This window comes from Ruegeria sp. HKCCA5426 (assembly GCF_013034585.1).
In the GTDB taxonomy this organism is placed as follows: Bacteria; Pseudomonadota; Alphaproteobacteria; order Rhodobacterales; family Rhodobacteraceae; genus Ruegeria.
In genome coordinates, this window is sequence record NZ_WQGH01000012.1 from 87,840 (window position 1) to 114,350 (window position 26,511).

Below are 26,511 nucleotides of genomic sequence, written 5' to 3' on the forward strand. Positions count from 1 at the left end.
GTTTTGACTATATTTCGTAGCACCGGGAACAATTCTACCGAAAATGCACAATCGAATAAGAGCGCAAATATAAGCGCTTTCTTTTTTCCCCTTAAATTCGCCATACTCCGCGCTAGACTGCCGCACCATGGATATCCTTTCTATTCAGCAGCTAATTTCCGACTTTCTCATTAGCCAAATCACCGACGGATCAGGCAACACCGAGGACGTAAAGGCTTTACGGGCGGAACTTGACGCGGCGATTGCCAAATATGGTGACACCATTCCAGAGTTAGGGCAGTTGGCCGCTCAGTTTGACTTGCTAAACGAGAAATCGTTCAGCCAAGACCTCGCAAACCAATTCGCTGAAAAAGCAGTAAAAGAGCATGTACCGGAGCCACTGATTTTTGATGCAATCAGCGACGGCGATCTCGGGGCCGTCGCGGACGCATTGGACCATTGGGAAATCAACGCGACCCACGGAGAATTAGAAGCAACAGCGCTTTATATGGCGATGTCTTGCATGTTTGGCGTGTCGCTGGAGGTCGTTCGCCTTCTTCTGGATCGGGGCGCTGATCCGAAGCTCGGGTTGGGGTCGGACTACAATGTTCTGCACGGACTTGGTTTCGGCAATTGTGACGCAATCGAACCGAATGAACTGACTGAAGTGATCAAACGATGCATGGCCTTGGGCGCAGATATCGAGCAGCGGTCAAAAAATCTGCAATGGACGCCTCTGATCACAGCCGCCTCGGAATGGAACCCGGTGGTCGTCGAAGCACTTATCTTGGCCGGCGTTGACATTCATTCCCGCTCAGGCAAGGTTTCAGATGTTTGCCTGGCGGGTGAAACCGGGCGGTCCTTCGCTGAAGGGCATGCTCCAACACTGGCCGTCTTTGACCGCTACATGACCGAGACCTGATACTCGACGAGCACTGCAACCTTATTTCTCTCAAACCCGCCCGACACGCTAATGCCCCCAACAAAAAAGCCGCCCCAAATGGGACGGCCTTTCTTTCACTGTCTCTTTTCAGAGGATCAGGCAGCCAGAGCGGCCTGAGCTTTGGCGACGATCGCACCGAACGCTTCCGGTTCGTGTACGGCCAGATCAGCCAGAACTTTGCGGTCCACTTCGATACCGGCCAGGTTCAGACCGTTGATGAAGCGGGAATATGTCAGTGCCTCGTCATGCGAACGGACAGCGGCGTTGATACGCTGGATCCACAGCGCGCGGAAGTTGCGCTTGCGGTTCTTACGGTCGCGGGTTGCATACTGGTTGGCCTTGTCGACGGCCTGACGTGCAACTTTGAAGGTGCTCTTGCGGCGGCCATAGTAACCTTTGGCGGCCTTGATGACCTTCTTGTGACGGGCGTGAGTTACGGTTCCACCTTTAACGCGGGACATGTTGGTATCTCCTCTTAGCGGTCGTAGGGCATGTAGCCCTTGACGATCTTGGCGTCGGGGGCGGACAGGGTGGTGTTGCCACGGGCATCGCGGATGAACTTTTTGGTCCGCTTGATCATGCCGTGCCGTTTACCGGCCTGGCCAGCAAGGACCTTTCCGGTTGCAGTCACCTTAAAGCGCTTCTTGGCGCTCGACTTGGTCTTCATCTTAGGCATTTCCGTCTCCTTTTTCGGGTTCGGTACAAAACGCGACTCGGCATGCCATCCGGCCGGTCACGCGATCAGAAGCGCCGTTTACGCAAGTTCGCTCATACTGGCAAGGGGGTTTTGAACAGAATCTGCGCTTTTCGTAGGGCGGTCAGGTACCGGGGCGACACGCGCCGCCCCGGTAGAAAGACTTAATGGCCGAATTTGCGGATTTCGCCGCTCTTCAACCGGGCTGCGTAGCTAGCCAGTTCCTCGCGCACCACTTTCATCAGGAAGTAGAGCGCAAAGACGTTCACAACCGCCATTGCAAAGATCGCTGCATCCGAGAAGTCGATAACCGGGCCAAGGTTGGCCGCCGCACCGATAACCACGAAGACGCAGAAGATGATCTTGAAGATCAGCTCTTTGGTGTGACCTTCGCCGAACAGGTAGGTCCAGGCCTTGAGGCCGTAGTAGGACCAACTGATCATGGTCGAGAAGGCGAACAGAACCACAGCGATGGCCAACACATAGGGGAACCACCCAAAGGCGCTGGCAAAGGCTGCCGAGGTCAGGCTGACGCCCGAGTTTCCATCGACCGTCGCAATGGCGTTGCCCGCTTCGTTCAGCATGTAGTTGCCGGTTGCCGGATCAATGATCAGCTGCTGGGTGATGATGATCACCAGCGCGGTCATCGTACAGATCACAACGGTGTCGATGAACGGCTCCAGCAGGGACACAAAGCCCTCGGTGATCGGCTCTTTCGTCCGCACCGCCGAGTGCGCAATCGCCGCAGAACCAACGCCCGCTTCGTTCGAGAACGCCGCACGGCGGAAGCCCTGGATCAGCGCGCCGACCATACCGCCAGCAACGCCAAGACCGGTAAAGGCACCCGCGAAGATCTGACCAAAGGCCCATCCGATCTGATCTGCGTGCATGATGATGATGACCAGCGCGGCCAATACATACATGACGCCCATGAAAGGTACGACCTTTTCAGTCACACGCGCGATGGACTTCAGGCCACCGACGATCACAGCAAACACGATACCCGCAAAGACCAGACCAGTGATCCACCCCGGATAGTCGCCGACGATGCCCGCGATCTGCTGATGCGCCTGGTTCGCCTGGAACATATTGCCACCGCCCAGCGCACCAAGGATACAGAAGATCGAGAACAAAACCGCAAGGATTTTACCACCGGGCAGACCCAATTCGGCAAAGCCCTTGGACATGTAGTACATCGGACCACCCGAAACCGTGCCGTCCTCGTATTCATTGCGGTATTTGACGCCCAGCGTACATTCGGTGAATTTCGACGCCATACCCAAAAGGCCCGCAACGATCATCCAGAATGTGGCTCCCGGCCCGCCGATCCCGACAGCCACCGCCACACCAGCGATGTTACCAAGACCAACCGTCCCGGACAGAGCCGTTGCCAGCGCTTGAAAGTGGCTGACCTCACCCGCGTCGTTGGGGTCGGAATAGTCGCCTTTGACCAGACTGATCGAATGACCGAAGAACCGAAGCTGAACAAAGGCAAAATACAGCGTGAAAACCGTTGCCGCGACGACCAGCCATCCCACGATCCAAGGGAACCCGGTGCCCGGGAAGGGCGCGAAGATAAAGCTGACAAACGGCCCGGTGAAATCGGCGAAAGCCTGGTTGATTTTGTCGTCCAACCCCGGTGCATCTTGCGCCAGAGCGGGGCTAGCAAGGAACATGGCAGCTATGGCCAGACCCAAGTGTTTCAACATGTTCATAATCGTCACCCCCTCAATTCACTACAGTGACCGGAACATCGGCATGCATCACAAGGTTCTGCGTTGAGCTGCCAAACAGCCGTTTCTTGAACCCGTCAGCCGACGCGCGGCCAACGATGATCTGCGTCCCGCCATTTTCAACTGTGATTGCATTCAGCGTTTCTGCCACATCGCCGTGACGCACGATGCCATGCGCCGAGAATCCGGCAGCGGTCAGTGCATCCACGGCCGGACTTACGATCCGCGTCGTCGCCAAGTCGACCTCTTCTTCGCGCCGCTTGTGCCGCAACGCGTTTTCTTCAGGTGTTTGGAAAGTGAAAGGGGACCATTCGATAACGTAAACCACCAGCAACTCACACGTTCCGATTCGTTCAGCCAAATCCTTGGCAAAAGCGATCGCGCGCTCACCGGTTTCTGTCCCGTCCAGTCCAATGACAATTTTGGTTGTCATGACGTTCCTCCGATTTTGTTGATTATACCGGGGCCCGTACCCCCGGCCGGGCAGCCGGAACCTGGAACTTATTGAGTAGACCGCCCTTGCGGATCAGTATCCAAGAAAAACACCAAAAAATAGAGGGGAAACTGAAAGATTCACCCTCCATTTAGATATACTGTTGCTTTATATATACTTTTTTTGCCCATTTTTTAGGCTATGGGCATTGACTGGGGATCGCTCCCGCTTGGTTCAACCCGGATCAGTGTTGTAGATCAACCGCTCGTCGCAGGGCGCGATACGCAAGATGTTGGTCGTACCCGGCACGTTGAAGGGCACACCCGCCGTGACAACAATCTGGTCCGCTTCGGCTGCAAACCCCCCGGAACGGGCGGCTCGGGCTGCGTTCACCACCGCGCCCTTGAACCGCTCAAGCTCGGGCGTCATCACGCAATGACACCCCCATGTCAGGCACAGGCGGCGGGCCGTACCCGTAGCTGGTGTCAACGCAAGGATCGGAACGGCCGGACGCTCGCGTGCAGTCAGCAAGGCGGTCGTTCCACTTTGCGTAAAGCAGCAGATCGCCTTGATTTCAGTTTTTTCTGCGATCTCTCGCGCGGCGGCAACAATGCCGTCGGCCACAGACGTACCCTTGGCCGAGCGCGAAGACGCTATGATCTGAGAATAAGTTGGGTCTGCCTCAACCTCGATGGCGACTTTATTCATCGTCTGAACCGCCTCGATCGGGTAAGAGCCCGCAGCGGATTCAGCGCTGAGCATGATAGCGTCGGTGCCCTCGTAAATTGCGGTGGCCACGTCCGACACCTCGGCGCGCGTTGGCATTGGGCTTTCGATCATGCTCTCCAGCATTTGCGTCGCCACAATTACCGGCTTGGCCGCACCACGGCATTTCCGAACCAGACGTTTTTGGATCGGCGGCACGGCTGACACCGGCAGCTCGACGCCCAGATCACCCCGCGCGACCATGATACCGTCAGACGCATCAAGGATATCGTCAAATGCTTCAACCGCCGCCGGTTTTTCGATCTTGGACAGGATAGACGCGCGGCCATCAGCCAATGCGCGAGCCTCAAACACGTCCTTCGCGCGCTGCACAAAGCTCAGCGCCAGCCAGTCGACACCCAACTGGCAGACAAATTCCAAATCGTCGCGATCTTTGGCGGACAATGCCGCAAGCGGCAGCACGACGTCGGGTACGTTCACACCCTTGCGGTTTGAAATCGTCCCGCCCACTTCGACAGAGCAGTTAGCGAAGTCCTGCCCACAATCCTGCACGACCAGACGGATTTTACCGTCGTTCACCAAAAGACGCGCACCTGGCTCCAGCGCGGCAAAAATCTCGGGATGAGGCAAGCATACGCGGCTGATATCCCCAGGCTTTGGATCAAGGTCCAGCCGGAAAGCTGCTCCCTCAACCAGTTCTTCCGCATCGTTGGCAAAGACGCCCACGCGCAGTTTCGGGCCCTGAAGGTCGGCAAGGATCGCAATCGGGCTGTCCAGATCCTTCTCTACCTGCCGAATGATCTGATGACGTTCGCGAATTTCATCATGACTGCCATGGCTCATGTTCAGGCGGAACACATCCGCCCCGGCCTCGTGCAGGGCACGAATGGTATCATAATCGTTGGACGCCGGTCCCAGCGTCGCCACGATCTTTACACTTCTCAGGCGTCGCATTGGTCTTGCTCTCCTCACGTCGTCTTTTGGCTTCGCGAAAATGTTATCGCAAACATTGCCGCAGGCTGCTTATTGCGCAATTCCCTTTTCAAAGCAACTGCCCTACACCTGCGACAAACTAGATGACAGGCTTATGACGTATTCTCCGTTTTTTATCCACGGCGCTGATCGCCCGTCGCGCTGGCTGATCACATGCGACCACGCAACCAACACCGTTCCGCCCGATATCAACGGCGGGGACCTCGGCCTGCCGCGCGAGGATATGGAACGTCACATCGCCTATGACGTTGGCGCCTATGAGGTGTCCAAGCATCTGGGCGAGATCCTGAACGCACCCGTCATTGCCGCCAATTTCTCGCGCCTTGTGATCGACCCCAACCGGGGTGAGGATGACCCAACCTTGCTGATGAAGCTCTATGATGGCTCGATCATTCCCAGCAACCGCCACGCCGACAACGCCGAGCGCGAACGCCGCTTGAACATGTGCTATCGCCCATATCACAATGCGCTTGCTGAATTAGCCGCCCTGCCCCACGCGGTGATTGTGTCGATGCATTCATTCACCCGGCAGCTTCGCGGCCGTGATCCGCGCCCTTGGCACGTGGGTGTTTTGCACACCCCGGACGAACGTTTTGCGCGCCCGTTGATCAACCGGCTGCAGGCCGAAGACGATCTGTGCGTCGGCATCAACGAACCCTATACCGGCGTGCTGCCCGGCGACGCGATCGACAAGCACTGCACGGGATTTGGCCGCCCTAATGCGTTGATCGAATTACGCAACGACCTGATCGCCGATCACACAGGGCAGCGCGCATGGGCTGAACGGTTGGCGGTTGTTCTGAAGGATGCTTTGGAGGACAGCGACCTTTAAGCGCACGACATTGTGAGGTTCGCCGCCAACCCATATATATCGTGGGAAAGGGGGCGACTATGACTCAGGAATTCCTCACCTCCGTCTTTGGTTGGATGGCCGTGCTCAATATCGCGGTATTGCTGTTTACCACAGCAATGGTCCTGCTTATGCAGGACTGGATTGCCGGTATCCACGGCAGGATGTTCCAGATGGAACGCCCGGACGTGAAACGGGCCTATTTCAGGTATCTCGCAAACTACAAGATTCTGACATTGATCTTTTGCATCGTCCCGTGGCTGGCGTTGAAACTGGCGTGACGTCCTGTTTGTTGAAACATCGCCACCGGACCGCTAGGTCATAGAAAACAAGAGTGTTTACCCGGAGCCAGACCATGGACAAGCAAACCGAAATCGAACTTCAGGCCGCCGCTTTCCGCCGCTTGCAAAAGCACCTGATGGAAGACCGTACCGACGTCCAGAACATCGACATGATGAATCTGGCCGGGTTCTGCCGCAACTGCCTGTCGCGCTGGTATCAAGAAGCCGCCAATGAAAAAGGCATTGAGATGGGCAAGGACGAGGCCCGCCAGATTTTCTACGGTATGACCATGGATGAATGGAAAGCCAATTATCAGACCGAGGCCAGCCCTCAAAAACAGGCCGCCTTCGAGGTCGCCTTTGAAGAAAACGTCGGCAAAAAAGGCTGAGGACATATAGCTAAAAGGCCCGCCATTCCAGCGAGCCTTTTAAATCAGATCGCCGCTTTGCGGCTTTCGTCCAAGTAGATCTCGCGCAGACGCTTTGCAATCGGCCCCGGCGTGCCATCGCCCAGAGCAATCCCGTCGATCTCAACCACTGGCATCACGAAAGCGCTGGCCGAAGTGGTAAAGGCCTCATTTGCCTCTTTCGCCTCGTCAATGGTGAACAGACGTTCCTCGACCTCCATCTGCGCCTCAGCCGCCATGCGCAGCACGGCCTTGCGGGTGATGCCGTGCAGGATGTCGTTGGACAAAGGGCGGGTGACGATCTTACCGTTTTTCACGAAGTAAGCATTGTTGCTGGTGCCTTCGGTAACATACCCATCTTCGACCATCCACGCATCATCGCATCCAGCGGCCTTGGCCATCATCTTGCCCAAGGACGGATACAGCAATTGCGTTGTCTTGATGTCGCGACGGCCCCAACGGATATCATCGATCGAGATGATCTTGGCCCCCTTCTGCGCCGCAGGGCTGTCAGCCAGTCCCGGCTTGTTCTGCGTGAACAGAACCAGCGTTGGTTTGGTGTCGGCCGCAGGGAACACAAAATCCCGGTCGCCATCGCTGCCGCGTGTGACCTGTAAATAGATCAAACCCTCAACGATCCCGTTCAGCTCGACCAGTTTGCGGTGAATCTCTAGCAACTCATCCTTGCTGCATGGCTCGGCCATCTGCAATTCGTCCAGCGACCGTTTCAGACGCACCGCATGGCCTTCAAAGTCGATCAGCTTGCCATCCAGCACGCTGGTCACCTCGTAAACAGCGTCGGCCATCAGGAAACCACGGTCAAAGATCGAGACTTTGGCCTCGGTCTCGGGCAGGTATTCTCCGTTCACGTAAACGGTGCGGGTCATGTTGTTCTCCTCAGCCCCAGAGCGCGCTTGAAGGCGGATGCACTCCGGCGTCATCAAAAATCAGCGGGTTGGTTCGGTCTTCGGCCAGAAGAAGCGGGCCGTCAAGGTCCGTTACCATCGCACCCTGCGCCAATAAGGTCGCAGGGGCCATCGCAAGCGAGCTGCCGACCATACAACCAACCATGACCTTATAGCCTTGGGCCAGCGCCTGATCACGCAGGGCCAGCGCCTCGGTCAGGCCGCCGGTTTTGTCGAGCTTTATGTTGACCACGTCGTATTTACCCTTAAGGCCGGGCAGGCTGGCGCGGTCATGACAGGATTCGTCAGCACAGACCGGCACCGGACGCTCCATCCCGATCAACGCGTCATCCTCGCCTGCGGGCAAGGGCTGCTCGACCAACGCAACACCCAGACGCACCAGATGCGGGGCCAGATCGGCATAGACGGTGGCAGACCAGCCCTCATTCGCGTCGACAATGATCTGCGCGCCAGGCGCGCCTGCGCGAACGGCCTCAAGACGAGGCATGTCGTCCGGCGTGCCCAGCTTTATCTTCAGCAACGGGCGATGCGCGTTTTGCGCCGCCTGCGCCTGCATCGCCTCGGGCGTGTCCAGCGAAAGAGTATAGGCGGTAATCTCTGGCCCCGGAACCGGCAGACCAGCAAGGTCCCAGACACGTCTCCCTGCGCGTTTGCATTCCAGATCCCACAGAGCGCAATCCACCGCATTTCGTGCAGCCCCGGCGGGCAACAGGTCCATCAGCGACTGGCGTGTAAATTCGGCTGGCAGGCCCGCGATCTCAGCCTCGACGGACTCCAGCGTTTCGTCATAACGCGCGTAAGGAACACATTCGCCCCAGCCCTGATGCACGCCATCCGACAACCGGACCGTCAGAACCTTCGCCTCGGTCCGCGACCCGCGCGAAATGGTGAACACCTGCGCCAGCCGAAACACATCACGAGAGACCTCTATCTGCACGCGCCTACCCTTTCAGTTTAGTGTCGAAAAGGCCGGCAACAAACGCCACCGGCCCAGCGCTTAGATCACAGCGCGGCTAGCGCATCCACCAATTTACCCGCACCAAACCGATAGGGATCAGTGGCGGGCAGGCCCATCTCGGCCTCAACCTCGTCGATATAGGCCAAAGCGTCCTCTTCGCTTAGGTTCTGCGTGTTGATCGACACCCCGACAACCTGACAGGCCGGATTCGCGATCCGGGCCATCGGAAGGGCGGCGTCGCGCAGTTCAGGCAGCGTTGGCAAAGAATATTCCGGCAAGCCGCGCATATGGGTCCGGGTGGGTTCGTGGCACAGGATCAGCGCATCCGGCTGGCCGCCATGGATCAGCGCCATGGTCACACCAGAATATGACACATGGTAAAGCGAGCCCTGCCCTTCGATGTGATCCCAGTGATCGGCGTCATTCTCGGGCGTCAGATATTCAACCGCACCCGCCATGAAATCGGCGACGACCGCGTCCAGTGGAACGCCCTGCCCGGTGATCAGAATGCCCGTCTGACCGGTGGCGCGGAAGGTGGATTTCATACCCCTCTTGCGCATCTCGGCATCCATCGACATCGCGGTATACATCTTGCCTGCTGAACAATCGGTGCCAACGGCCAGACAGCGCTTGCCTGCGCGCTTACGACCGTTTGCAATCGGATACCCAACGGTCGGCACCCGCACATCATGCAACGTGCAACCATGAGTCTGAGCAGCCGCGACCAGATCGCCCTCATCACGCAGCAGGTTGTGCAGGCCGGACGCCAGATCATAGCCCATCTCCAGCGCTTCGATCAGCACCTTCTTCCACGCTGCGCTGATCACACCGCCGCGATTGGCAACGCCGATCACCAACGTCTTTGCCCCGGCTGCCTTGGCTTCGGCAAGCGTCATATCCGTCATGCCAAGATCGGCCTTACAGCCGTCCATTCGGTATTGACCCACGGCGTTCTCCGGCCGCCAGTCGCGGATTCCGATGGCAACCTTTGCCGCCAACTGGTCGGGCGCATCGCCCAAAAACAACAGATACGGTGTCTCGATCATTGCGGTGCACTCCTTTGATTCCGGCGCAGATTATTGAAGCACCCGAACGAGTGTTTCGCGTTTTCCCGCAAGGACGCCGGGTCGCGAGGGATAATTTTGCGTAATTTTTACCTGACGCGCAAAATCATCCCAAGTTTTCAAAGCGATTAAACTTTAACCTCCAGCGACGCAGCGTATTACGGTGAATGCTGCGATTGCATTGCCGCATCTGCACAAAGACGCTTGCGCAGCACCGCGCAATTTAATACCTCAAGAGGCAAGAAAATCGCAATTTCCTTTCTCGCACGAGGTCCAGATGAGCTTTCGCATCCAACCCGCCGCCCCCGCGCGCCCCAACCGCTGCCAATTGTTCGGGCCGGGATCAAACACCAAACTGTTCCCGAAAATGGCCGCGTCTGCAGCCGATGTGATCAATCTGGACCTTGAGGACTCGGTCGCACCTAGTGACAAGGATGCAGCCCGCGCCAATGTAATCGAAGCGCTGAACACCATCGACTGGGGCGGCAAGTATATGTCCGTCCGCATCAACGGGCTGGACACACCTTACTGGTACCGTGACGTGGTTGATCTGCTGGAACAGGCAGGCGATCGTCTGGACCAGATCATGATCCCTAAAGTCGGATGCGCAGCAGATGTCTACGCTGTAGACGCGCTGGTCACAGCGATCGAGCGCGCCAAGGGCCGCACCAAGCCCGTCAGCTTTGAGGTCATCATCGAATCCGCCGCAGGCATCGCCCATGTCGAGGAAATTGCGGCCTCTTCGCCCCGTATGCAGGCCATGAGCCTCGGGGCTGCGGACTTTGCCGCCTCGATGGGGATGCAGACCACCGGCATCGGTGGCACGCAGGAAAACTATTACATGCTGCGCGAGGGCGAAAAGCACTGGTCTGATCCGTGGCACTGGGCGCAGGCCGCCATCGTCGCCGCTTGCCGCACCCATGGCGTGTTGCCCGTGGATGGGCCGTTCGGCGATTTCTCGGATGACGAAGGCTATATCGCGCAGGCCAAACGTTCGGCCACTTTGGGCATGGTCGGCAAATGGGCGATCCATCCCAAGCAGATCGCGCTCGCCAATCAGGTCTTCACCCCGTCGGACGAGGCTGTGTCCGAGGCCCGCGAAATCCTTGCTGCGATGGAACAGGCAAAGGCCAACGGCGAAGGCGCAACGGTTTACAAGGGGCGTCTGGTAGACATCGCGTCGATCAAACAGGCCGAGGTCATCGTGGCGCAGGCTGAATTGATCGCCGCAAACGGTTGAAACTGAAAAGGCGCCCCGAAGGGCGCCTTTTTCTTAACGGCCAAAGACGTCGTTGGGGGTCCAGGTGAACCGCTCGCCTTTCTTGCCCCATTTCATCATCAGGCAAGACGTTCCGTATTTCTGAAAATACTTGATCTTCAGGGGGTACCATCCAGCCTGCGGGACTTCGACCTCGGTCCTCTGGTTTGCATCGCAACCCTGACGACCATTGAAATACCCGATTTGCTGCCCGCCGACCCAAGCGTCGATCCCGTCATTGGACCATGTCTCAAGCTCGTAAACACCGGGCGCGTTGAACTTGATATACCCGGTGATCTCAGCCGCGACGTTGAACGCTTCGTTGAACGTCAGCACCGGGTCGCCTTCTGACGTATCGCGGTAGTCCAACCCGCGCAGCGGCTGACCCGGCTTGGCCTTTTTCAGCAAAAAATCGACCTTGGATAGGTTCTGGATCTTGCGTGGAGGATTACCCTCCCATGCATACTTCACGTTAAGCCCCGCTTTTGGACTGGGCTGGGGGCTGGCAGGTTGCAGCTTGAGCGGCGCTGTCATGGCCGCACCGGCAATCATCGCGAATACTGCGACAAGCGCCCCTGTTCTGAAGAGTTTCATTTTCTCCTCCCTGAGAGTCATCCCGCGGGGTATGTTCCCCGTCAAATTAGGTCATTAACTGACACTAGGGTGTGAAAATTAACCCCGCAAGACGGTTAAACATCACAATCGCAAGGCTAAGCACGCATATCTTTGGGCGAATCCATGACGACATAAGACGTAATCGACGTGACATGGGGCAGCGTTCCCAGCACATCCGTATGAAAGGTCTTATATGCCGGAAGGTCTGCGCATTCGACGCGCAGCAGGTATTCTATGGTGCCAGTGATGTTGTGACACTCAACCACTTCGGGGGCACGCTGAAGGGCGCGCTCGAACCCTTCTTGCGCGGCTTTGGTATGTTCACCCAGCCCCACGCCGATATAAGCCACGAACCCCACTCCAACCGCCGCCGGATTCAGCACCGCGCGATATCCGGCGATCACCCCTGAACGCTCCAACTCTTGCACTCGGCGCAGGCAGGCAGACGGGGAAAGCCCGACACGTTCGGCCAGATCCAGATTGCTGATCCGTCCATCACGCGAAAGCTCGTGCAATATTTGCTGATTTATTTGATCTATCTTGGTCATTGATTGCAAAACTATGACAATCACGCACAAAAACGCAATTTCATTTGCCCAATACGCAGCAATTATCCCCTTCATGACTTATGAGATTCTTCTGGCCCTGATCACGTTTGCCTTTGTTTCGTCCATTACACCGGGACCAAACAACCTGATGCTGATGGCATCGGGTGCGAACTTTGGCTTTCGCCGGACAGTCCCGCACATGTTGGGGATCGGATTGGGCTTTACGGTGATGGTTCTGCTTGTCGGGGCCGGATTGGTGCAGGTCTTTGATCGGTTCCCAATCAGCTATACGATCCTGAAAACCGCCTCGGTCCTTTATCTGCTGTTTCTTGCCTGGAAGGTCGCTCATGCAGCGCCGGCCAAGGCGGGGGCGACCTCGGGCACGCCGATGACCTTTTTACAGGCCGCAGCTTTTCAATGGGTCAACCCTAAGGCATGGGTCATGGCCCTGACCGCCACAACCGCCTACACGCCCGAGCAGACTCTGAACGCCATCGTTGTCGTTGCGTTGGTCTTTGGCGCGGTGAACCTGCCCTCGGTCAGTACGTGGACGGTTCTGGGGCAACAGATGGCACGCGTGTTAACCAACCCGAAACGCTTGTCGGTGTTCAACTGGACCATGGCGATATTGTTGGTGGCTTCGCTGTACCCCGTTCTATGGCCAGCGTAACCGGCTTCTTGGCGAAGAAATCTGACGGCAACAAAGGCCGATCGCATTGCCCGAGTTGCATCCGGCGCGACGTCAGGTCATATAGCAGGGAAATTCCGCGTTGAGAGGCGTCATGACCCAGTATCTGGATTTCGAAAAACCCCTGGCCGAGATTGAAGGCAAGGCCGAGGAATTGCGCGCGCTGGCCCGCGCCAACGAAGAGATGGACGTGGCCGAAGAAGCCGCCGCACTGGACGCCAAGGCCGCCAAGCTGCTGGACGAGCTTTACGCGGATCTGACCCCGTGGCGCAAATGTCAGGTGGCACGGCACCCTGAACGCCCACATTGTCAGGACTACGTCAAGGAACTGTTCACCGAATTCACTCCGCTGGCCGGGGACAGAAACTTTGCCGACGATCTGGCCGTGATAGGTGGTCTAGCGCGCTTCAACGACCAGCCGGTCATGGTGATCGGGCACGAAAAAGGCTCGGACACCAAGTCGCGGATCGAACGGAATTTCGGCATGGCCCGGCCCGAAGGATACCGCAAAGCCGTCCGACTGATGGAAATGGCAGGGCGGTTTGGGCTGCCGGTCATCACCCTTATCGACACGGCTGGGGCCTACCCCGGCAAAGGCGCGGAAGAGCGCGGCCAGTCCGAAGCGATCGCCCGCTCAACCGAGATGTGCCTGAAAATCGGCGTACCTTTGGTTTCGGTCATCATAGGCGAAGGCGGCTCGGGCGGGGCGGTGGCGTTTGCCACGGCAAACCGCGTGGCGATGCTGGAGCATTCGGTTTACTCGGTCATCTCGCCCGAAGGCTGCGCGTCGATTCTGTGGAAAGATTCGGAAAAGATGCGCGAAGCGGCAGAGGCCCTGCGCCTGACCGCGCAAGACCTTTACAAACTGGGCGTCTGCGACCGTATCATCACCGAACCTAAAGGTGGCGCTCATCGTGATCGCGCCTCTGCGGTTGACTCGGTTCGCGCAGCGATTGCCGCAATGCTGAACGAGTTGGACGGCAAAGACGCGGCCGCTCTGATCCGCGACCGCCGTCAAAAATTCCTCGATATCGGTTCCAAAGGGCTGGCCGCGTAACGCGCCTAGCCCCCCAACTGCCGCAACAGCGCCACCGAGGGTTCGCCCGTCACTGGCAGGCCCTTGGCGCCCTGATAGGCGCTGATGGCGGATTTCGTGTTATTCCCGATCACACCGTCTGCGCCCTGCGTATCATACCCGGCGGCAGTCAATCGGCGTTGCAGTTCCTTGCGATCTTCCAGCGTCAAACCCGCGGCATCCGGCCCGAACGATGCCTGGAACGGCGCACCGCCCGCGATCCGGTCGGACAAGTGCCCGACGCCAATCGCATAGCTATCCGAATTATTATACCGCTTGATCACCTGAAAATTGCGGAAAACAGCAATACTTGGCCCCGGCTTTTGCGGCTGCAGAACCGCGACCGGCGTGCCCGAGACTGTTCCAACCTCGCCACCCCAAGGCTGCCCGCGCACCCATCCCGCGCGGGCCAGATATGCCGCTGTAGACGCAAGTGAATCTGTTGGATCATCAGACCAGATATCACGCCGTCCATCGCCGGTGAAATCCACCGCATAGGCAAGGTACGAGGTCGGAATGAACTGGGTGTGGCCCATTGCGCCTGCCCAGCTTCCAGTCATCTTGTCGGGCGTCGTGTCGCCCTCCTGAATGATCTGCAGGGCCGCAATCAATTGCTTTTCAAAGAATGCACCCCGCCGCCCGTCATAAGCCAGTGTCGAGGTCGCCGAGATCACGGGCACATCACCACGGCGGGCACCATAGCGGCTTTCAAGTCCCCAGACCGCAACGATAACCTCTTTGTCGACACTGTATTGCGCTTCAATCTTGGACAACGTCGCGGCGTGGCGGACCATCATCTGTTGACCCGTCTCAATCCGCTCATCCGAGGCGGCGATAGCCAGATAGTCTTCGAGCGAGCGCTTGAACTCAACCTGATTGCGATCGCGTTCGATCACGTCAGGCAAATAACCCGCCCCCTGAAAGGCCCGATTGATTGTGGATTGCGAAATGCCCTGCGCGGCCGCGCGGCCTTTGAAACCGGCCACCCAGGCATCCCAGCCCGAGTTCGGAACGGCACGCATTCGCGATGCAGGTGCATTGGACTGCGTCCCTGCGGAACATGCAGTCAAAAGGGCGGACCCGAGGCCGACAGAAAATACTCGACGATTGATCATGGCTGAAATCTGCTCTTGTTGTGATTTGGTCCAGAGTACAACAGAGCCGCGCCCTAAACCAGAACGACGCACCAGGTCAGAGCAGACGCAGGGCGCTCGGCGACAAGTCGCCTAGCTGACCAGCATCCTCAGGCCCTGCGTGACATCCGAGCGCACCGCGAGGCGCAAACCGGGTTCATCCCCGGCCTTGAGCGCGGCAATGATCAGCTTGTGGTAATGCGGCGGCTCAGTCCGGCGCAAACGACCATACAAAGCGCGCATCGTCGGTCCCAATTGCAGCCAGACGGTTTCGGCTATGGCCAGCATCGCGGGTGCCTGCGCCCTCAGGTAAAGGGTCCGGTGAAACTCAAGATTGGTCCGGATATAGCCGACAGCATCGCGTTTGGTGACCATTTCAGCCACGTTCATGTTGATGCTTTGAAGCCGGTCGATCAAAGCCATATGCGCCCGAGGCAAAGCGCGGCTTGCCAGCTCCACCTCAAGCAGGGCGCGCAGGGCCGCCAGCTCTTCGATCCGGTCATTCGTCAACTCGGGCGTCGAGACACGGCCGGATGACGAGAGAAACAGCGCGCCTTCAGCTGCCAGACGCCGCACCGCTTCGCGCGCCGGGGTCATCGAAACACCAAACTCTTTGCCGATCCCGCGCAAAGTCAGGGCCTGACCCGGCGAAATCTCACCGTGCATGATACGGGCGCGCAGGGCACGGTAAACCCGGTCATGTGTTGCTGTTTGGGTTTCTGAAGGACGAGCGCTTAACATGCCCCCATGTGATCACAAACTGACCTGCGGTCAACTCATGGCAGTATCGAATCTATACTGATGAAGCTGCGCCCCGTTGTCGCGCAGCCACCGTCTTTGGTCTTTGTAGTCCCCGAAAATGCGCTCAACCTGCGCCCAAAACGCGGGCGAGTGGTTCATTTCTGCCAAATGCGCAACCTCATGCGCCGCGACGTAATGCAGGATATCGGACGGGGCCAATATCAACCGCCAAGAAAACATCAAACCACCTGTCGAACTGCACGACCCCCAGCGGGACCGCGTATCCCGGATCGTCAGGCTGGAATACGGACGTCCCAACATGGCCGCATAGTCATCGCACGCCCCGGTAAGACGATCCCGCGCCAGTTCCTTGAGAAATCTGGCCAAACGTCGCGCCTCGGCGCCCTTTGGGACTGCGATTTCATCAGTGCCCATCTGCACACGACGTCCGCTGGCGGGAACGATTCGCCGTGCGACGCCCTCGACCGGGATACTTTGACCAAACTGGACAACCGACAGCTCCGGTCTGTCCTCAAGATGTTGCCGGATCCAGTCTTCTTTCATACGTGCAAAGTTCAGCGCCTCGGCCTCTGGCACGCCTTGCGGGTAAGTCAGTGTAACGCGCCCGTCCAATTGGGAAATTCGCAGGCTGATCCGTCGCGCCTGTGCTGACTTGCGCAATGTCAGCGGCACCGGAGGCGTCCCGGGCAGTGCGTGATCTCCCATATGCCTGTTTCTCCTGCTCAAAGGCTTTGACAGTACCCGCCGCATGTGGCACGTGACCTGAATCGTTGATACGACTCACCTGATATCAAGGGGAATTGACATGCCCAAGGAAGAATGGGGTGTAAAGCGCGTTTGCCCGACAACCGGTAAGCGGTTTTATGACCTGAACAAGGACCCGATCGTTAGCCCCTATACCGGCGAGATCGTGGAGCTTGAAACCGGCAAAAGCCGGATGATCGCCGCAGATGCGGAAGACGCAGCATCGGCCAAAGCGCGTGAGAACGCGTCGGATGAAGATATTGTTCTGGATGATGACGACAACGTCGACGTTGAACTGGAAGACGATCTGCTGGACGATGATGACGACGACAATGATAACGTCTCGCTGGACGACATCACTGACATGTCGTCCGAGGACGAAAACTAATTCCGGTCAGAGGCGGCCCCGCGCCGCCTCGAACCGTCCCGGACGGCGGGCTAAAAGTTTTTGGTCAGTCAGCCTGTTTTTGGACTTGCGCTAACCGCCACTGTCTCATAAACGTCCGTCCACTGCTTCGGCAGTACTTGTATGGGGCCTTAGCTCAGTTGGGAGAGCGCTTGCATGGCATGCAAGAGGTCAGGGGTTCGACTCCCCTAGGCTCCACCAATACCTAACAATACAACTGGATAGTATGCACTAGAGCGATGTGACACACAGGTGTGACACAAAATGAAGCTGTATGCGTATCTCTCACTGTCCAGACACGGAATCTATTACTTCCGTTGGCCCCTACCCATGCTTTCTCTCACCAAAGTTCAAAGTAGGTTTTCAAATATCACTAGCAATCGACACTGTGCAGGAGACTACACAGTGTCCAAGGGATAAAGACCATGTTCAGAGAACATAGTGAGGCTAGAGAGTACCTTCGTTCGTCAGCGACATGATGCCATCTGTTGTACCGTCGCTGTAGGCGATGCACTGCCAAGGGGCGCGGTCAGGTCCGACGCCGACGCGCACAAACGTACCGGCTTCAGAAAACTCAGAACCGAGCAGTGCTACATCCGGATTGTTGGTGGTCGCAGTGACATCACGCAAGCACGCTTGTTCTGCTGCGGTTGGGGTTGCCGACGTGCCACTGGTTGTGCTGCCTTCGTCGCATGCACCGAGAATTGCGGCTGCTGGCAAAGCTAAAAGAAGTTTTTTCATAATGTCCCTCTTTCATTTTGATCTACAATTGTTTCGAAGCACTTAACGGCGTGAACTTATTGTCGCTCCATATTCGACAATACGATTTTAATGTAGGTGGTCAATTTTTCTACACCGTGAAGACGCTATCTAGCTTGGCCCCATCAAGTTTTTCCACTCTGGGTTCGTGACAGCTATTTTGTGCATATCGCATCAATATCCGCTGTTCTGGCCCACTCCAATTGCCAAATTGTTGGCGAGTTTTTCCGAGCCCGTATCTTTTACTAAAGGCAGGCAGAGTTCCCCCATGCTTGGACAACGACAGTGCATACATCACCGGGGTACGCACCCCTCAGGCCTGATCATTGGAGACATATAGAGGAGACGGCTTCACACTTTGCTATTCTGCCTGAACGAATGTGGTCAATAGGAGTAGCCGAAGCGTCGGTGTGACACTAGGGTGAGACAAACTGCAAACCAACACACTACAATAGTGTTTACTATCAGTGCATTAGGCGTTTGGCGGCGTTACCCCTAAGGCTCCACCAAATCAATTGATTTTTTGGATCGATTTTGGCGTCAGCACAATTGCACCCAATTACCCCCTAAATTACATGGCTTCACGGAGATTTCGTTGGCGCCCACACATCGTCACCCGAGCACGAATGTCGCTCCTCATCCACTGGCCCAACTTGAACGCCGCTCGATTTTACTCAAGTCCCACGCCCATCACGCGCGGGGGGCTGGACTATTTAACTGATAAAGCAGACGAGATGAGGGAACGCGTACGGTTACAAATGCGTTGCGCCGTGAATGAGTGAGATGTTTTGAACTTTTTTGCACAAAGAACGAACGACCGCTTTGCATTCCAACAAGACCGGGGCCCCCTTGCGATCAGTGTCCGGCTGGCGGACAAAGCCGCTGTTCAGTTTTTGGGTGGTTCGTAGGGATCAAGCGTTCCCGGTGGGATTGGAGGGTACTCCTCGAAGGTTGCAATGTGTTCCTGCAACTGCGGCAGCGCTTTTTCGGCCGCCCATGTGTGCGGGAAGAGTACGCTTTCACGCTCGTGTGGATCATTCAGAAGGTTGTAGACCCTTGGTGTGTCGAAAGGCTCCGTCGCGCCAAAAGCCGTTGTGTTCTCTTTGAACAGAACTTTCCAGTCCTTCCATTTTACGCCGAATATCTGCTCACCCATGTAGACGATCACGCCTTCTCGGTTCGATTTTGGCTGGTCGCCAAGAAAGAACTTTGACTGGTCGATGCCATCAAATGCCCGGTCTTCCGGCACTCTACCGCCTGCGAACGCCGCCAGTGTTGGAAAAAGGTCCATTGAGTGGACAACGTCATTGCTTTCTGAACCAGCGGGGATCTTCCCCGGCCACTTGATGGCGAAGGGCACGCGCATGCTTCCTTCGAGGCTGGTAAACAGAGTACCGCGCCAAGGTCCGGCTGTACCATGTACCGCTGGCACCGGCGAGACGTTGGCGTTTCCAACCGGAAGAGCTTCGGGGCCGTTGTCAGCAGTAATTATCACCATGGTGTCGTCGGAAACACCTGCCCCCTCGATCGCATCAACAATACGTCCGATATAGCTATCTGTTTGAAGTAGAATGTCAGCCCAGACACCGTTTCCAGTGGCCCCATCAAATTCTTCGGACACGATGTTTGGATAGTGGGTCTGCGTGTAAGCAAGATAGATGAAGAATGGTGCATCTTCCCCACTCTTGGTTTCGATGAATTCGATGGCTTTTTGTGTCAGGTCGCCATCTATCTCACCGCGATAATCCAGATCATAGTCGCGCGCTACTGTCGCGGGCTCGCCAGCAACACCTTGCATCACCACAGGTTCGTCCATGTTCGCTTCGGCAAATCCCGGAAGCGTGCGCCAGACTGTAACGTCAGTGGTCTCAACGCCGTAAAACTCGTCGAATCCTTGATTCGTTGGATAGCGCCCTTCGGTCCATCCAAGGTGCCACTTGCCGTACATGGCCGTGTTGTATCCTACCTCCTTCAGCATCTCGGCCATCGTGATTTCCCACTGAGTCAGACCGTAGACGCCGCCGCCCAGTGGAACCGTGTGGTTGCCGCTTCGGATACCGTATCGTCCTGTCATGGTCGCTGCACGGGACGGCGTGCATTGGCTTTCCACGTTGAAGTTCGTGAGTCGTAATCCTTCCGCAGCGAGGGCGTCCATCTCGGGAGTCGCTGTTCCTCGGATTATGCCGCCGCCGTTGAATCCGGGCTCGCCCCAACCAAAATTATCTAAAAATATGAATACGATGTTTGGCTTGTCTTGAGCTGAAGCGACCGTGGCAAACAAAAAGGACAAGGATAGTAGGAATGCTCGCGATAACCACTTCATGACAACGCCTCCAATCAAGATCACGGGCTCAAGACTGACGAAACAGACCACCAGTCGTCAAGAAGCCCACTCGTTGCGGTTCTTTTTGCCCCGGCCGAGCGTCAGAGTTCCGGCGAAGCTGTCGCCTGGGATTAGTCGTCCCTCACCCAAAGTTTCTTGAGCTCACCTAAGAAAAACCTTCGTTTTCCTTGACGAACAGCCACTTCAGATGCTGCCATAGGCTGGCATTCAGCGCGGCTGGGAGGTTCAAATGAAGTTTTTTCTGACGACATCGACAGCAATCGTTTCCGCAGCATTCATATCAAGTTCTTCAAATGCTCAAGAGACCGCACAAGGCGGGCAAGTTGGAGAGATGACCATATCGGTTGATGATATGCGCGAACCCGCGCCTGCTTATTTTTCGCCTTATGCAGGTCGAGACTTTCCTACACGCCCGTTGTGGGGTGACACGCACCTGCACACGTCAAATTCACTCGATGCTCGCGGATTTGGCGTCATTCTGAGCCCCGATGATGCCTATAGGTTTGCGCGCGGCGAGGAAGTCACCACGTCGCACGGCCTCCGCGTGCGGTTGTCGCGTCCGCTTGATTGGTTGGTCGTATCCGATCACTCAGATGCCATGGGCGCCATGAATGAAATCGTCGCCGGGAACTCCACGCTGATGCGTGACCCAACGCTTCGCGACTGGAACGAGCGCCTTAACGCCGGGGGGGACGTCGCTCTCGGCGCTACAATGGAAGTTATCGAGACTTTTGCCGGCATCACCGGGGACGCTCTTCCCGAGGCTGTTTCAGATCGCCGGTTTGTACAATCCGTCTGGGACGACTTCACACAGACTGCGGATCATCACAACGCCCCCGGCACATTCACGGCGTTCATCGGATACGAGTGGACGTCTACTGAGGGTGGCAACAACCTCCATCGCAACGTGATTTACCGGGATGATGCCATTCGCGCTCGGCAAATGCTGCCCTTCACAACCGCGGAAACCTTTAACCCGGAACGGTTATGGGACTGGATGGAAACATATGAACAAGAGACTGGCGGTCGTGTGCTGGCCCTCGCCCACAACGGCAATGTCTCTAACGGTCTTATGTTCCCGGTTGAGACTAATCCGGAAACCGGTGAACCGTTGACGGCAGAGTACGCAGAACGGCGCGCGAAGTGGGAACCGATGTACGAAATCACCCAAATCAAGGGTGACGGCGAAACGCATCCGTTTCTGAGCCCAAACGATGAATTCGCAGACTATGAAACTTGGGATAAATCCAACCTTGGCCCAACGCCCAAAGAAGATTGGATGCTCCAATACGAATATGCTCGTGAGGCCTTGAAGAACGGTCTCAAGCTAGAGGCTCAGCTCGGCACCAACCCATACAAGTTCGGAGTAGTGGGCTCGACCGACAGCCATACGGCTTTGGCAACAGCGGAAGAAGATAATTTCTTTGGCAAACACTCTGGAGTCGAACCAGAGCCCGGCCGTTGGCAGCATGTCGTTGGTGAGTTTGATGCCTTGAGGATACTCGGGTGGGAAATGGCAGCCTCTGGCTATGCAGCAGTCTGGGCTCAGGACAACACTCGCGAAGCAATTTTCGACGCTATGGAACGGAAAGAGGTCTATGGGACGACCGGCAGTCGCATCGCAGTACGCTTCTTTGGTGGCTGGGACTTTACGGAAGCTGATGCAAGGTCTCGTTTGCCCGCCGAAATAGGATATGAAAAAGGCGTTACGATGGGAGGAGACCTCGCAGACACGACAGAAGGAGCGGACGCCCCAACATTTTTGGTTGCTGCGCTGAAAGATCCGTTCTCCGGCAATCTCGACCGTGTTCAGATTGTGAAAGGTTGGCTAAATTCCAGCGGCGAAACCGAAGAGCAGGTCTATGACGTGGCTTGGTCGGGAGACCGAGAACCCGATGCGGACGGCAACCTGCCAGCGGTGGGGAACACCGTGGATGCAGCAACGGGCACGTTTACGAATTCAATAGGATCTCCGGAACTGATCACCGTTTGGAAAGACCCCGACTTCGACCCTTCTACGCCCGCTTTCTACTATGCCCGTGTTCTGGAGATCCCCACACCGAGGTGGACAATTTACGATGCTGTTCGGTTCGGAGACGAATTGCCAACCGAGGTGCCTACGTCAACTCAGGAACGTGCTTACACTTCGCCAATTTGGTATACTCCCGAGGGCTGAGACCTTTTGAAAAACTCACGTTGGTCACAACTAATGACCAGACCCCCTCGGGTCATTTCGGTAGGAATACTCTATCCACGCGAACGTGCAGTTAGGGCTCAAAGCAGCTATTAGCTGCACTCGGCTTGAATGACTGCTATGCGGACGATTTGGTCATTCGCTGCTCTGGCAAGAATGTCCACTTATTGGGCAGTGCAGAAATTGAGTGGAATTGAGTACTGTTCGCCATGAAGCGGCTTACGAAGAAACGCGGGTCGGATACTCCTGGATACAGTTTCTGTCGAACGCTCAAACAGACGAACACCTAGTTAAGTTCCGAGTATGAGTCGCAATCTACCCAACTGCACCGCTCTGAATTTTTGAGAGTTAGTCAAAAGTAGTCTGATCAAGCAGATTTTGGGCGTTGTTCACGTCGACTGTTAGCTCTCCTCCTATGATAGTTTCTAAGACAGCATTTAAGCCAAAGTTGGGAGTGGGGGTCTGTCTAAATTTTTGGCAACTCTTGATGTAGTCTACAACAATCCGAAGTTCGTACATCCTTGCCTGCTGTCGTTTTGCCGTGTTCAAAGCCTCACAAAACTCTACTTCGGCGAACCGACTTTCAGAAATTGCGAGAGCATAAACGCGGTCGGTCTCAGCTTGCGCCCATCCTTCGTTTGTAAGGCTTTGGTACCTGCGGGCCTCGGCTAACAACTGTAAGGCACTTTCCCGATCACCCGTTTTCAACGTGAGTTCCGCAATCATCGTCAAAAAGAAAGGTTTGTAATTCCCAGCTCCGCTGGCCCACCACGCTTCCGATGCTTGTCGCAATGCGTGGATGTTTTCGGGCTCAGGGGAAAGGTAGGCATCCACCCAGCTTCGCCAGAGCGTTGCAGTCAGCGACATGAAGGTGAACGAGTGTTTTGAAGACAGTTCCTCCAACTGATTTGCGGATTCAATGACTTTTCCAGGTTCGCGGCGCAAAAGATAGAGCATACACTGGTAGGTTAGCGACTGTGCTATGCTGTGCGCATGCTCCAGCTTTTGAGCTGCAGCAACCGCTTGTTTTTGTATCTCAAGTGCTTTGTCTGGCGCACCGCGCATCCATACAGCCATGCTTAAAAAGCACGACGTTATCGCCGCATGGTCCGAACCGTATATGTAAGCCAGGTGCCCATCGCGTTTCCGACTGTAAAGCTCTAGCGCTTTACTCAAGTGCTCGTATGCAGGGTTTAGTTCTCCAATATGAAACAGCACTGCGCCCATGGCTCGATGCCCTACCATCTGATGGTGTGTCTCACCCGTTGTATCTGCCAAATTCAGCAACTGCGCAGCAACACTTCTGGCTAAATCATACTCGGCACGCACCAAATGGAAGGAATACAAGCCATTCAAAACAGGGAACAGATGTTCTGTTTCGTCCACCCGTTCACACAAGTCGCGTATTCTTGCATAAACGGTCCCTGTTTCATCGGCAGCTATTCCTGCAGTCGATCGTAGAACACCTGCTCTGAGAATCTGAACCTCAATTTCTTTCTGATCCCGCTCAACACCATGAGACAGTTGGCTCAACTGCTCGATCGCCAAGGAAAGCTGTGTGTTCGCCTCGATATTGGCAGAACGTTGGACTGCGCGTTGGCCTGCGAGATAGCGATAGTCGATTGCCTCCTTGCTCATACCCGCCATCGTGTAGTGGTGCGCAAGTATTTCCGGACTGGCATCGCCAATATGGGTTGATTTACCGCTTAACGCTCGCGCAACACGTGCGTGCAAGACCCTGCGCTCGCTCTTCAAGAGACTGTTGTAAGCTGTGTCGCGAATTAGGGCGTGGCGATAGCTGAAAGTTTCAAGGTTTTCTTGTTCAGAAACTGTCACAATGCCTGCGTCGACCAAAAGTTCCAATCCCGCGCGCAACGCCTTGTCGCTGATCCGAGCGACCTTGGCGATCAACGGAAAAGAAAATTGAGGTCCGATAACCGCCCCAATCTGGGCGACCTCCTTGACGGAACTCAGTCGGTCAAGCCGCGCCATTAGTGCATCATGCAACGTGCTTGGGACCGAGCTTGCCGGGGACGCCCCACCCTTTGAGTATGCGTCCCTTCCTTTTGTCAAAACCCCTGATTCCAATAGATCTTTTGTCACTTCTTCGACATATAGCGGGACGCCATCGGATCTGGCAGCGACGACATTGTACATTTCGTCAGAAATCGAATGCCCTTTTGCAACTTCGTCCACAATGTTTTTGACCTGGTGAAAGTCCAATTGCTTCAAGACCAATTTAGAAAGGTTGGATTGCAATGCCCAACCCGGGTCAAATTCAGGTCTGAACGTCATCACGACCAATACTGGAAGGTCACGAATCCGATCGGCAATTCGGTCAAGCAATAATTTAGTTGTCGGATCAATCCAATGCGCGTCCTCAAACAAGAGCAACACTGGCTTTTCCTCAGCCTGCGAAGTCAGATTGCCCAACAGCATTTCTAAGGTCTGATCCATGAGTTGCTGTGGCGTCAGATTCAGTTCACCCAGTTGGTCTTCAAAAGGGACCGAAAGTAGGGACGCGGCCAGTTTCAGTGTGTGATCCGACTGGTCACTTAGAACAGAGGATATCTTTCTGAGTTTCACTTCGTTCTTGTCGTCTGAACGAAGGCCCGCAGCATTCTCAATTTGGCGAATGGCCGGATAAAACGCACTCGCGTAATGGTAGGGAGAACACTGATATCGCGTTTGAGCGTGCGACATCGTCGGAATGCTCTGCCTTAATTCTTCAACCAATCTAGACTTGCCAATTCCTGGCTCGCCGGACACCAGCACAACTTGTCCTTGACCGCCACTTGCCAACTTCCACTTTTCATTGAGGGTTTCATATTCTGCGGCGCGTCCGATCAAAGGGTTCAGTAACTCGTCTTCTTCTGCCATGAAACGGCTGACTGTTTCCCGTGCTCCTGTCACCTGCCAAGCTTCGACCTCTCTGGCAAAACCTTTAAGCTTGAATGCGCCACGCAGAACGTATTCGAAAGCATCACCCGCCAAATGATGAGTATTGGGAGCGACGATCAATGTCCCGGGCTCAGCCATTGCTTGTAGACGTGCGGCCAGGTTCGGCGTCTCCCCCATCGCCGTTCCGTCCTCAAACATTTTTTCTCCACGTAAATCACCAACTACAACCAACCCAGTTGCGATCCCAATTCGGACATTCAGTTTCGCATGAGTGCGGATAGCTGGAATTTCCTGGATAATGCGAAGACCTGCGCGAATGGCTCGCTCTGGGTCATCTTCGTGCGCATGAGGAAACCCGAAAAAGACCATTATCCCATCACCATAGTAACTTGCGATGTGGCCATCAAAAGCGGCCACCGACGCAGCGCAGGTTTCCTTGAACAGCCGGAGTACTTCCGCCAAATCTTCCGGATCGACGCGCTGGGATATTTCCGTTGATCCAACCAAATCTATAAACATCACGGTAAGCTGCCGGCGCTCAGCGACGATCGCGGGACCTAACGCAGTGTTGTGCGGGTAAGTCTCTCCCTTTGCTTCAGCTCGAACAGCTTTCATGAAACGGCGCCTCGGACCTAGGGGAAGCCCGATTGTAGTGAGATCTTTGTCCGTTAATTCGGTTAAATCACCTAGTTCGATTTCATGCTCTGCAAACGACCCAGCATACTTGGACAAGCCATGTTTCTCTAGCCAGCGCGAGATTTCAGACATTTGATCCTTTCGCGTGCGGCGGCTGCAGAACTATCGCCTGCGATGCACCAGCATGCATCCCTTTCTCCGGTTGGTCGTTGCGGTTTACTGAGTCGCAATTTCCGCGCACTTGAACTCTTTCTACGCATTGAAAATCACCGTATCGAATTTGGTCAAGGACTTCGTCGCTCTGGATGGGACGGGTCCTTCGGCATCGCGTCGGTACGACGTGATGGTATCGTAACATAAATATTTAGTGCGGTTCCGTATCCAGTGGATAGCTGTATTTCTGCTCTGGGCTTATTTTGTTGAAAAACTCTTCCTTGATCGACGCATGAACTGCTGATTCA

25 protein-coding genes and 1 tRNA gene are annotated in these 26,511 nt (G+C 55.9%); 10 read left to right on the forward strand and 16 right to left on the reverse strand.

Features of this window, described 5'->3' with window-relative positions; translation table 11 throughout:
* Window positions 1–127 precede the first annotated feature (127 nt).
* A complete protein-coding gene (locus GOV87_RS17720; RefSeq protein WP_171212657.1) occupies window positions 128–901 on the forward strand; it encodes an ankyrin repeat domain-containing protein in 774 nt (257 codons plus the stop codon).
* Window positions 902–1,017: 116 nt separating this feature from the next.
* On the opposite strand, the gene rplT is transcribed toward GOV87_RS17720, so the two are convergent.
* The 5 genes from rplT to pyk all read right to left on the reverse strand — a co-directional run bounded on the left by rplT (window position 1,018) and on the right by pyk (window position 5,462).
* Complete coding sequence (rplT, locus tag GOV87_RS17725; protein ID WP_008756009.1) at window positions 1,018–1,383, reverse strand: 50S ribosomal protein L20; 366 nt, start codon at window positions 1,381–1,383, stop codon at window positions 1,018–1,020.
* Between the two features lie 14 nt (window positions 1,384–1,397).
* Window positions 1,398–1,598: a 50S ribosomal protein L35 gene (rpmI, locus tag GOV87_RS17730; protein WP_010443552.1), complete on the reverse strand. Its 201-nt coding sequence runs from the start codon at window positions 1,596–1,598 to the stop codon at window positions 1,398–1,400.
* Between the two features lie 182 nt (window positions 1,599–1,780).
* Window positions 1,781–3,331, reverse strand: a complete 1,551-nt coding sequence (locus GOV87_RS17735; protein ID WP_171125392.1) for a sodium:alanine symporter family protein — start codon at window positions 3,329–3,331, stop codon at window positions 1,781–1,783.
* A gap of 13 nt (window positions 3,332–3,344) precedes the next feature.
* On the reverse strand, window positions 3,345–3,782 hold the full coding sequence (locus GOV87_RS17740; RefSeq protein ID WP_171125394.1) for a universal stress protein: 438 nt from the start codon (window positions 3,780–3,782) through the stop codon (window positions 3,345–3,347).
* 234 nt (window positions 3,783–4,016) lie between these two features.
* Window positions 4,017–5,462, reverse strand: coding sequence for a pyruvate kinase (pyk, locus tag GOV87_RS17745; RefSeq protein WP_171212658.1), 1,446 nt, complete (start codon window positions 5,460–5,462; stop codon window positions 4,017–4,019).
* Between the two features lie 133 nt (window positions 5,463–5,595).
* Here pyk and GOV87_RS17750 point away from each other — a divergent pair, with 133 nt between their 5' ends.
* From GOV87_RS17750 to GOV87_RS17760, 3 genes are all read left to right on the forward strand, one after another.
* Entirely contained in the window at window positions 5,596–6,333 is a 738-nt protein-coding gene (locus GOV87_RS17750; protein WP_171126910.1) for an N-formylglutamate amidohydrolase, read from the forward strand.
* Window positions 6,334–6,392: 59 nt separating this feature from the next.
* Window positions 6,393–6,632, forward strand: a complete 240-nt coding sequence (locus GOV87_RS17755) for a DUF6868 family protein (protein WP_171212659.1) — start codon at window positions 6,393–6,395, stop codon at window positions 6,630–6,632.
* A 74-nt stretch (window positions 6,633–6,706) separates the two neighbouring features.
* Entirely contained in the window at window positions 6,707–7,021 is a 315-nt protein-coding gene (locus GOV87_RS17760) for a DUF1244 domain-containing protein (protein WP_171126912.1), read from the forward strand.
* A 44-nt stretch (window positions 7,022–7,065) separates the two neighbouring features.
* Here GOV87_RS17760 and GOV87_RS17765 read toward each other — a convergent pair whose 3' ends face one another.
* The 3 genes from GOV87_RS17765 to dgcN form a co-directional block, all read right to left on the reverse strand.
* Window positions 7,066–7,926 (reverse strand): D-amino-acid transaminase, encoded by an 861-nt coding sequence (locus GOV87_RS17765; protein ID WP_171212660.1) that lies wholly within the window; start codon window positions 7,924–7,926, stop codon window positions 7,066–7,068.
* A gap of 10 nt (window positions 7,927–7,936) precedes the next feature.
* Window positions 7,937–8,902, reverse strand: coding sequence for an N-acetyl-D-Glu racemase DgcA (dgcA, locus tag GOV87_RS17770; protein WP_171212661.1), 966 nt, complete (start codon window positions 8,900–8,902; stop codon window positions 7,937–7,939).
* Between the two features lie 65 nt (window positions 8,903–8,967).
* The gene (gene dgcN, locus GOV87_RS17775) at window positions 8,968–9,969 is read right to left on the reverse strand and encodes an N-acetyltransferase DgcN (protein WP_171212662.1); all 1,002 of its coding nucleotides are present in this window, start codon (window positions 9,967–9,969) and stop codon (window positions 8,968–8,970) included.
* Window positions 9,970–10,264: 295 nt separating this feature from the next.
* On the opposite strand from dgcN, the gene GOV87_RS17780 reads away from it, so the two are divergent.
* Entirely contained in the window at window positions 10,265–11,227 is a 963-nt protein-coding gene (locus GOV87_RS17780; protein WP_171212663.1) for an L-malyl-CoA/beta-methylmalyl-CoA lyase, read from the forward strand.
* Window positions 11,228–11,260: 33 nt separating this feature from the next.
* Here the strand turns inward: GOV87_RS17780 and GOV87_RS17785 are convergent, their stop codons facing one another.
* Both GOV87_RS17785 and GOV87_RS17790 read right to left on the reverse strand, forming a co-directional pair.
* Complete coding sequence (locus tag GOV87_RS17785) at window positions 11,261–11,839, reverse strand: PA14 domain-containing protein (protein WP_171125412.1); 579 nt, start codon at window positions 11,837–11,839, stop codon at window positions 11,261–11,263.
* 116 nt (window positions 11,840–11,955) lie between these two features.
* Entirely contained in the window at window positions 11,956–12,408 is a 453-nt protein-coding gene (locus GOV87_RS17790) for an Lrp/AsnC family transcriptional regulator (RefSeq protein WP_171125414.1), read from the reverse strand.
* A 73-nt stretch (window positions 12,409–12,481) separates the two neighbouring features.
* Between GOV87_RS17790 and GOV87_RS17795 the strand changes: the two genes are divergently transcribed.
* On the forward strand, window positions 12,482–13,078 hold the full coding sequence (locus tag GOV87_RS17795) for a LysE family translocator (RefSeq protein WP_171212672.1): 597 nt from the start codon (window positions 12,482–12,484) through the stop codon (window positions 13,076–13,078).
* Between the two features lie 112 nt (window positions 13,079–13,190).
* On the forward strand, window positions 13,191–14,153 hold the full coding sequence (locus GOV87_RS17800) for an acetyl-CoA carboxylase carboxyltransferase subunit alpha (protein WP_171125418.1): 963 nt from the start codon (window positions 13,191–13,193) through the stop codon (window positions 14,151–14,153).
* 5 nt (window positions 14,154–14,158) lie between these two features.
* Here GOV87_RS17800 and GOV87_RS17805 read toward each other — a convergent pair whose 3' ends face one another.
* From GOV87_RS17805 to GOV87_RS17815, 3 genes are all read right to left on the reverse strand, one after another.
* Window positions 14,159–15,286: a lytic murein transglycosylase gene (locus GOV87_RS17805; protein ID WP_171212664.1), complete on the reverse strand. Its 1,128-nt coding sequence runs from the start codon at window positions 15,284–15,286 to the stop codon at window positions 14,159–14,161.
* Window positions 15,287–15,397: 111 nt separating this feature from the next.
* Complete coding sequence (locus GOV87_RS17810; protein WP_171125422.1) at window positions 15,398–16,045, reverse strand: GntR family transcriptional regulator; 648 nt, start codon at window positions 16,043–16,045, stop codon at window positions 15,398–15,400.
* 30 nt (window positions 16,046–16,075) lie between these two features.
* The gene (locus GOV87_RS17815) at window positions 16,076–16,771 is read right to left on the reverse strand and encodes a M48 family metallopeptidase (protein ID WP_171212665.1); all 696 of its coding nucleotides are present in this window, start codon (window positions 16,769–16,771) and stop codon (window positions 16,076–16,078) included.
* A gap of 100 nt (window positions 16,772–16,871) precedes the next feature.
* On the opposite strand from GOV87_RS17815, the gene GOV87_RS17820 reads away from it, so the two are divergent.
* Window positions 16,872–17,198, forward strand: a complete 327-nt coding sequence (locus GOV87_RS17820) for a TIGR02300 family protein (protein ID WP_171212666.1) — start codon at window positions 16,872–16,874, stop codon at window positions 17,196–17,198.
* 143 nt (window positions 17,199–17,341) lie between these two features.
* Window positions 17,342–17,417 (forward strand) — tRNA-Ala (locus GOV87_RS17825).
* Between the two features lie 246 nt (window positions 17,418–17,663).
* Here GOV87_RS17825 and GOV87_RS17830 read toward each other — a convergent pair.
* Both GOV87_RS17830 and GOV87_RS17835 read right to left on the reverse strand, forming a co-directional pair.
* Window positions 17,664–17,957 (reverse strand): hypothetical protein, encoded by a 294-nt coding sequence (locus tag GOV87_RS17830; RefSeq protein ID WP_171212667.1) that lies wholly within the window; start codon window positions 17,955–17,957, stop codon window positions 17,664–17,666.
* A gap of 904 nt (window positions 17,958–18,861) precedes the next feature.
* The gene (locus tag GOV87_RS17835) at window positions 18,862–20,298 is read right to left on the reverse strand and encodes an arylsulfatase (RefSeq protein ID WP_171212668.1); all 1,437 of its coding nucleotides are present in this window, start codon (window positions 20,296–20,298) and stop codon (window positions 18,862–18,864) included.
* A gap of 250 nt (window positions 20,299–20,548) precedes the next feature.
* Between GOV87_RS17835 and GOV87_RS17840 the strand changes: the two genes are divergently transcribed.
* Window positions 20,549–22,495 (forward strand): DUF3604 domain-containing protein, encoded by a 1,947-nt coding sequence (locus tag GOV87_RS17840; RefSeq protein WP_254447407.1) that lies wholly within the window; start codon window positions 20,549–20,551, stop codon window positions 22,493–22,495.
* Window positions 22,496–22,861: 366 nt separating this feature from the next.
* On the opposite strand, the gene GOV87_RS17845 is transcribed toward GOV87_RS17840, so the two are convergent.
* Complete coding sequence (locus GOV87_RS17845) at window positions 22,862–26,182, reverse strand: adenylate/guanylate cyclase domain-containing protein (RefSeq protein WP_171212669.1); 3,321 nt, start codon at window positions 26,180–26,182, stop codon at window positions 22,862–22,864.
* Between the last annotated feature and the right edge of the window lie 329 nt (window positions 26,183–26,511).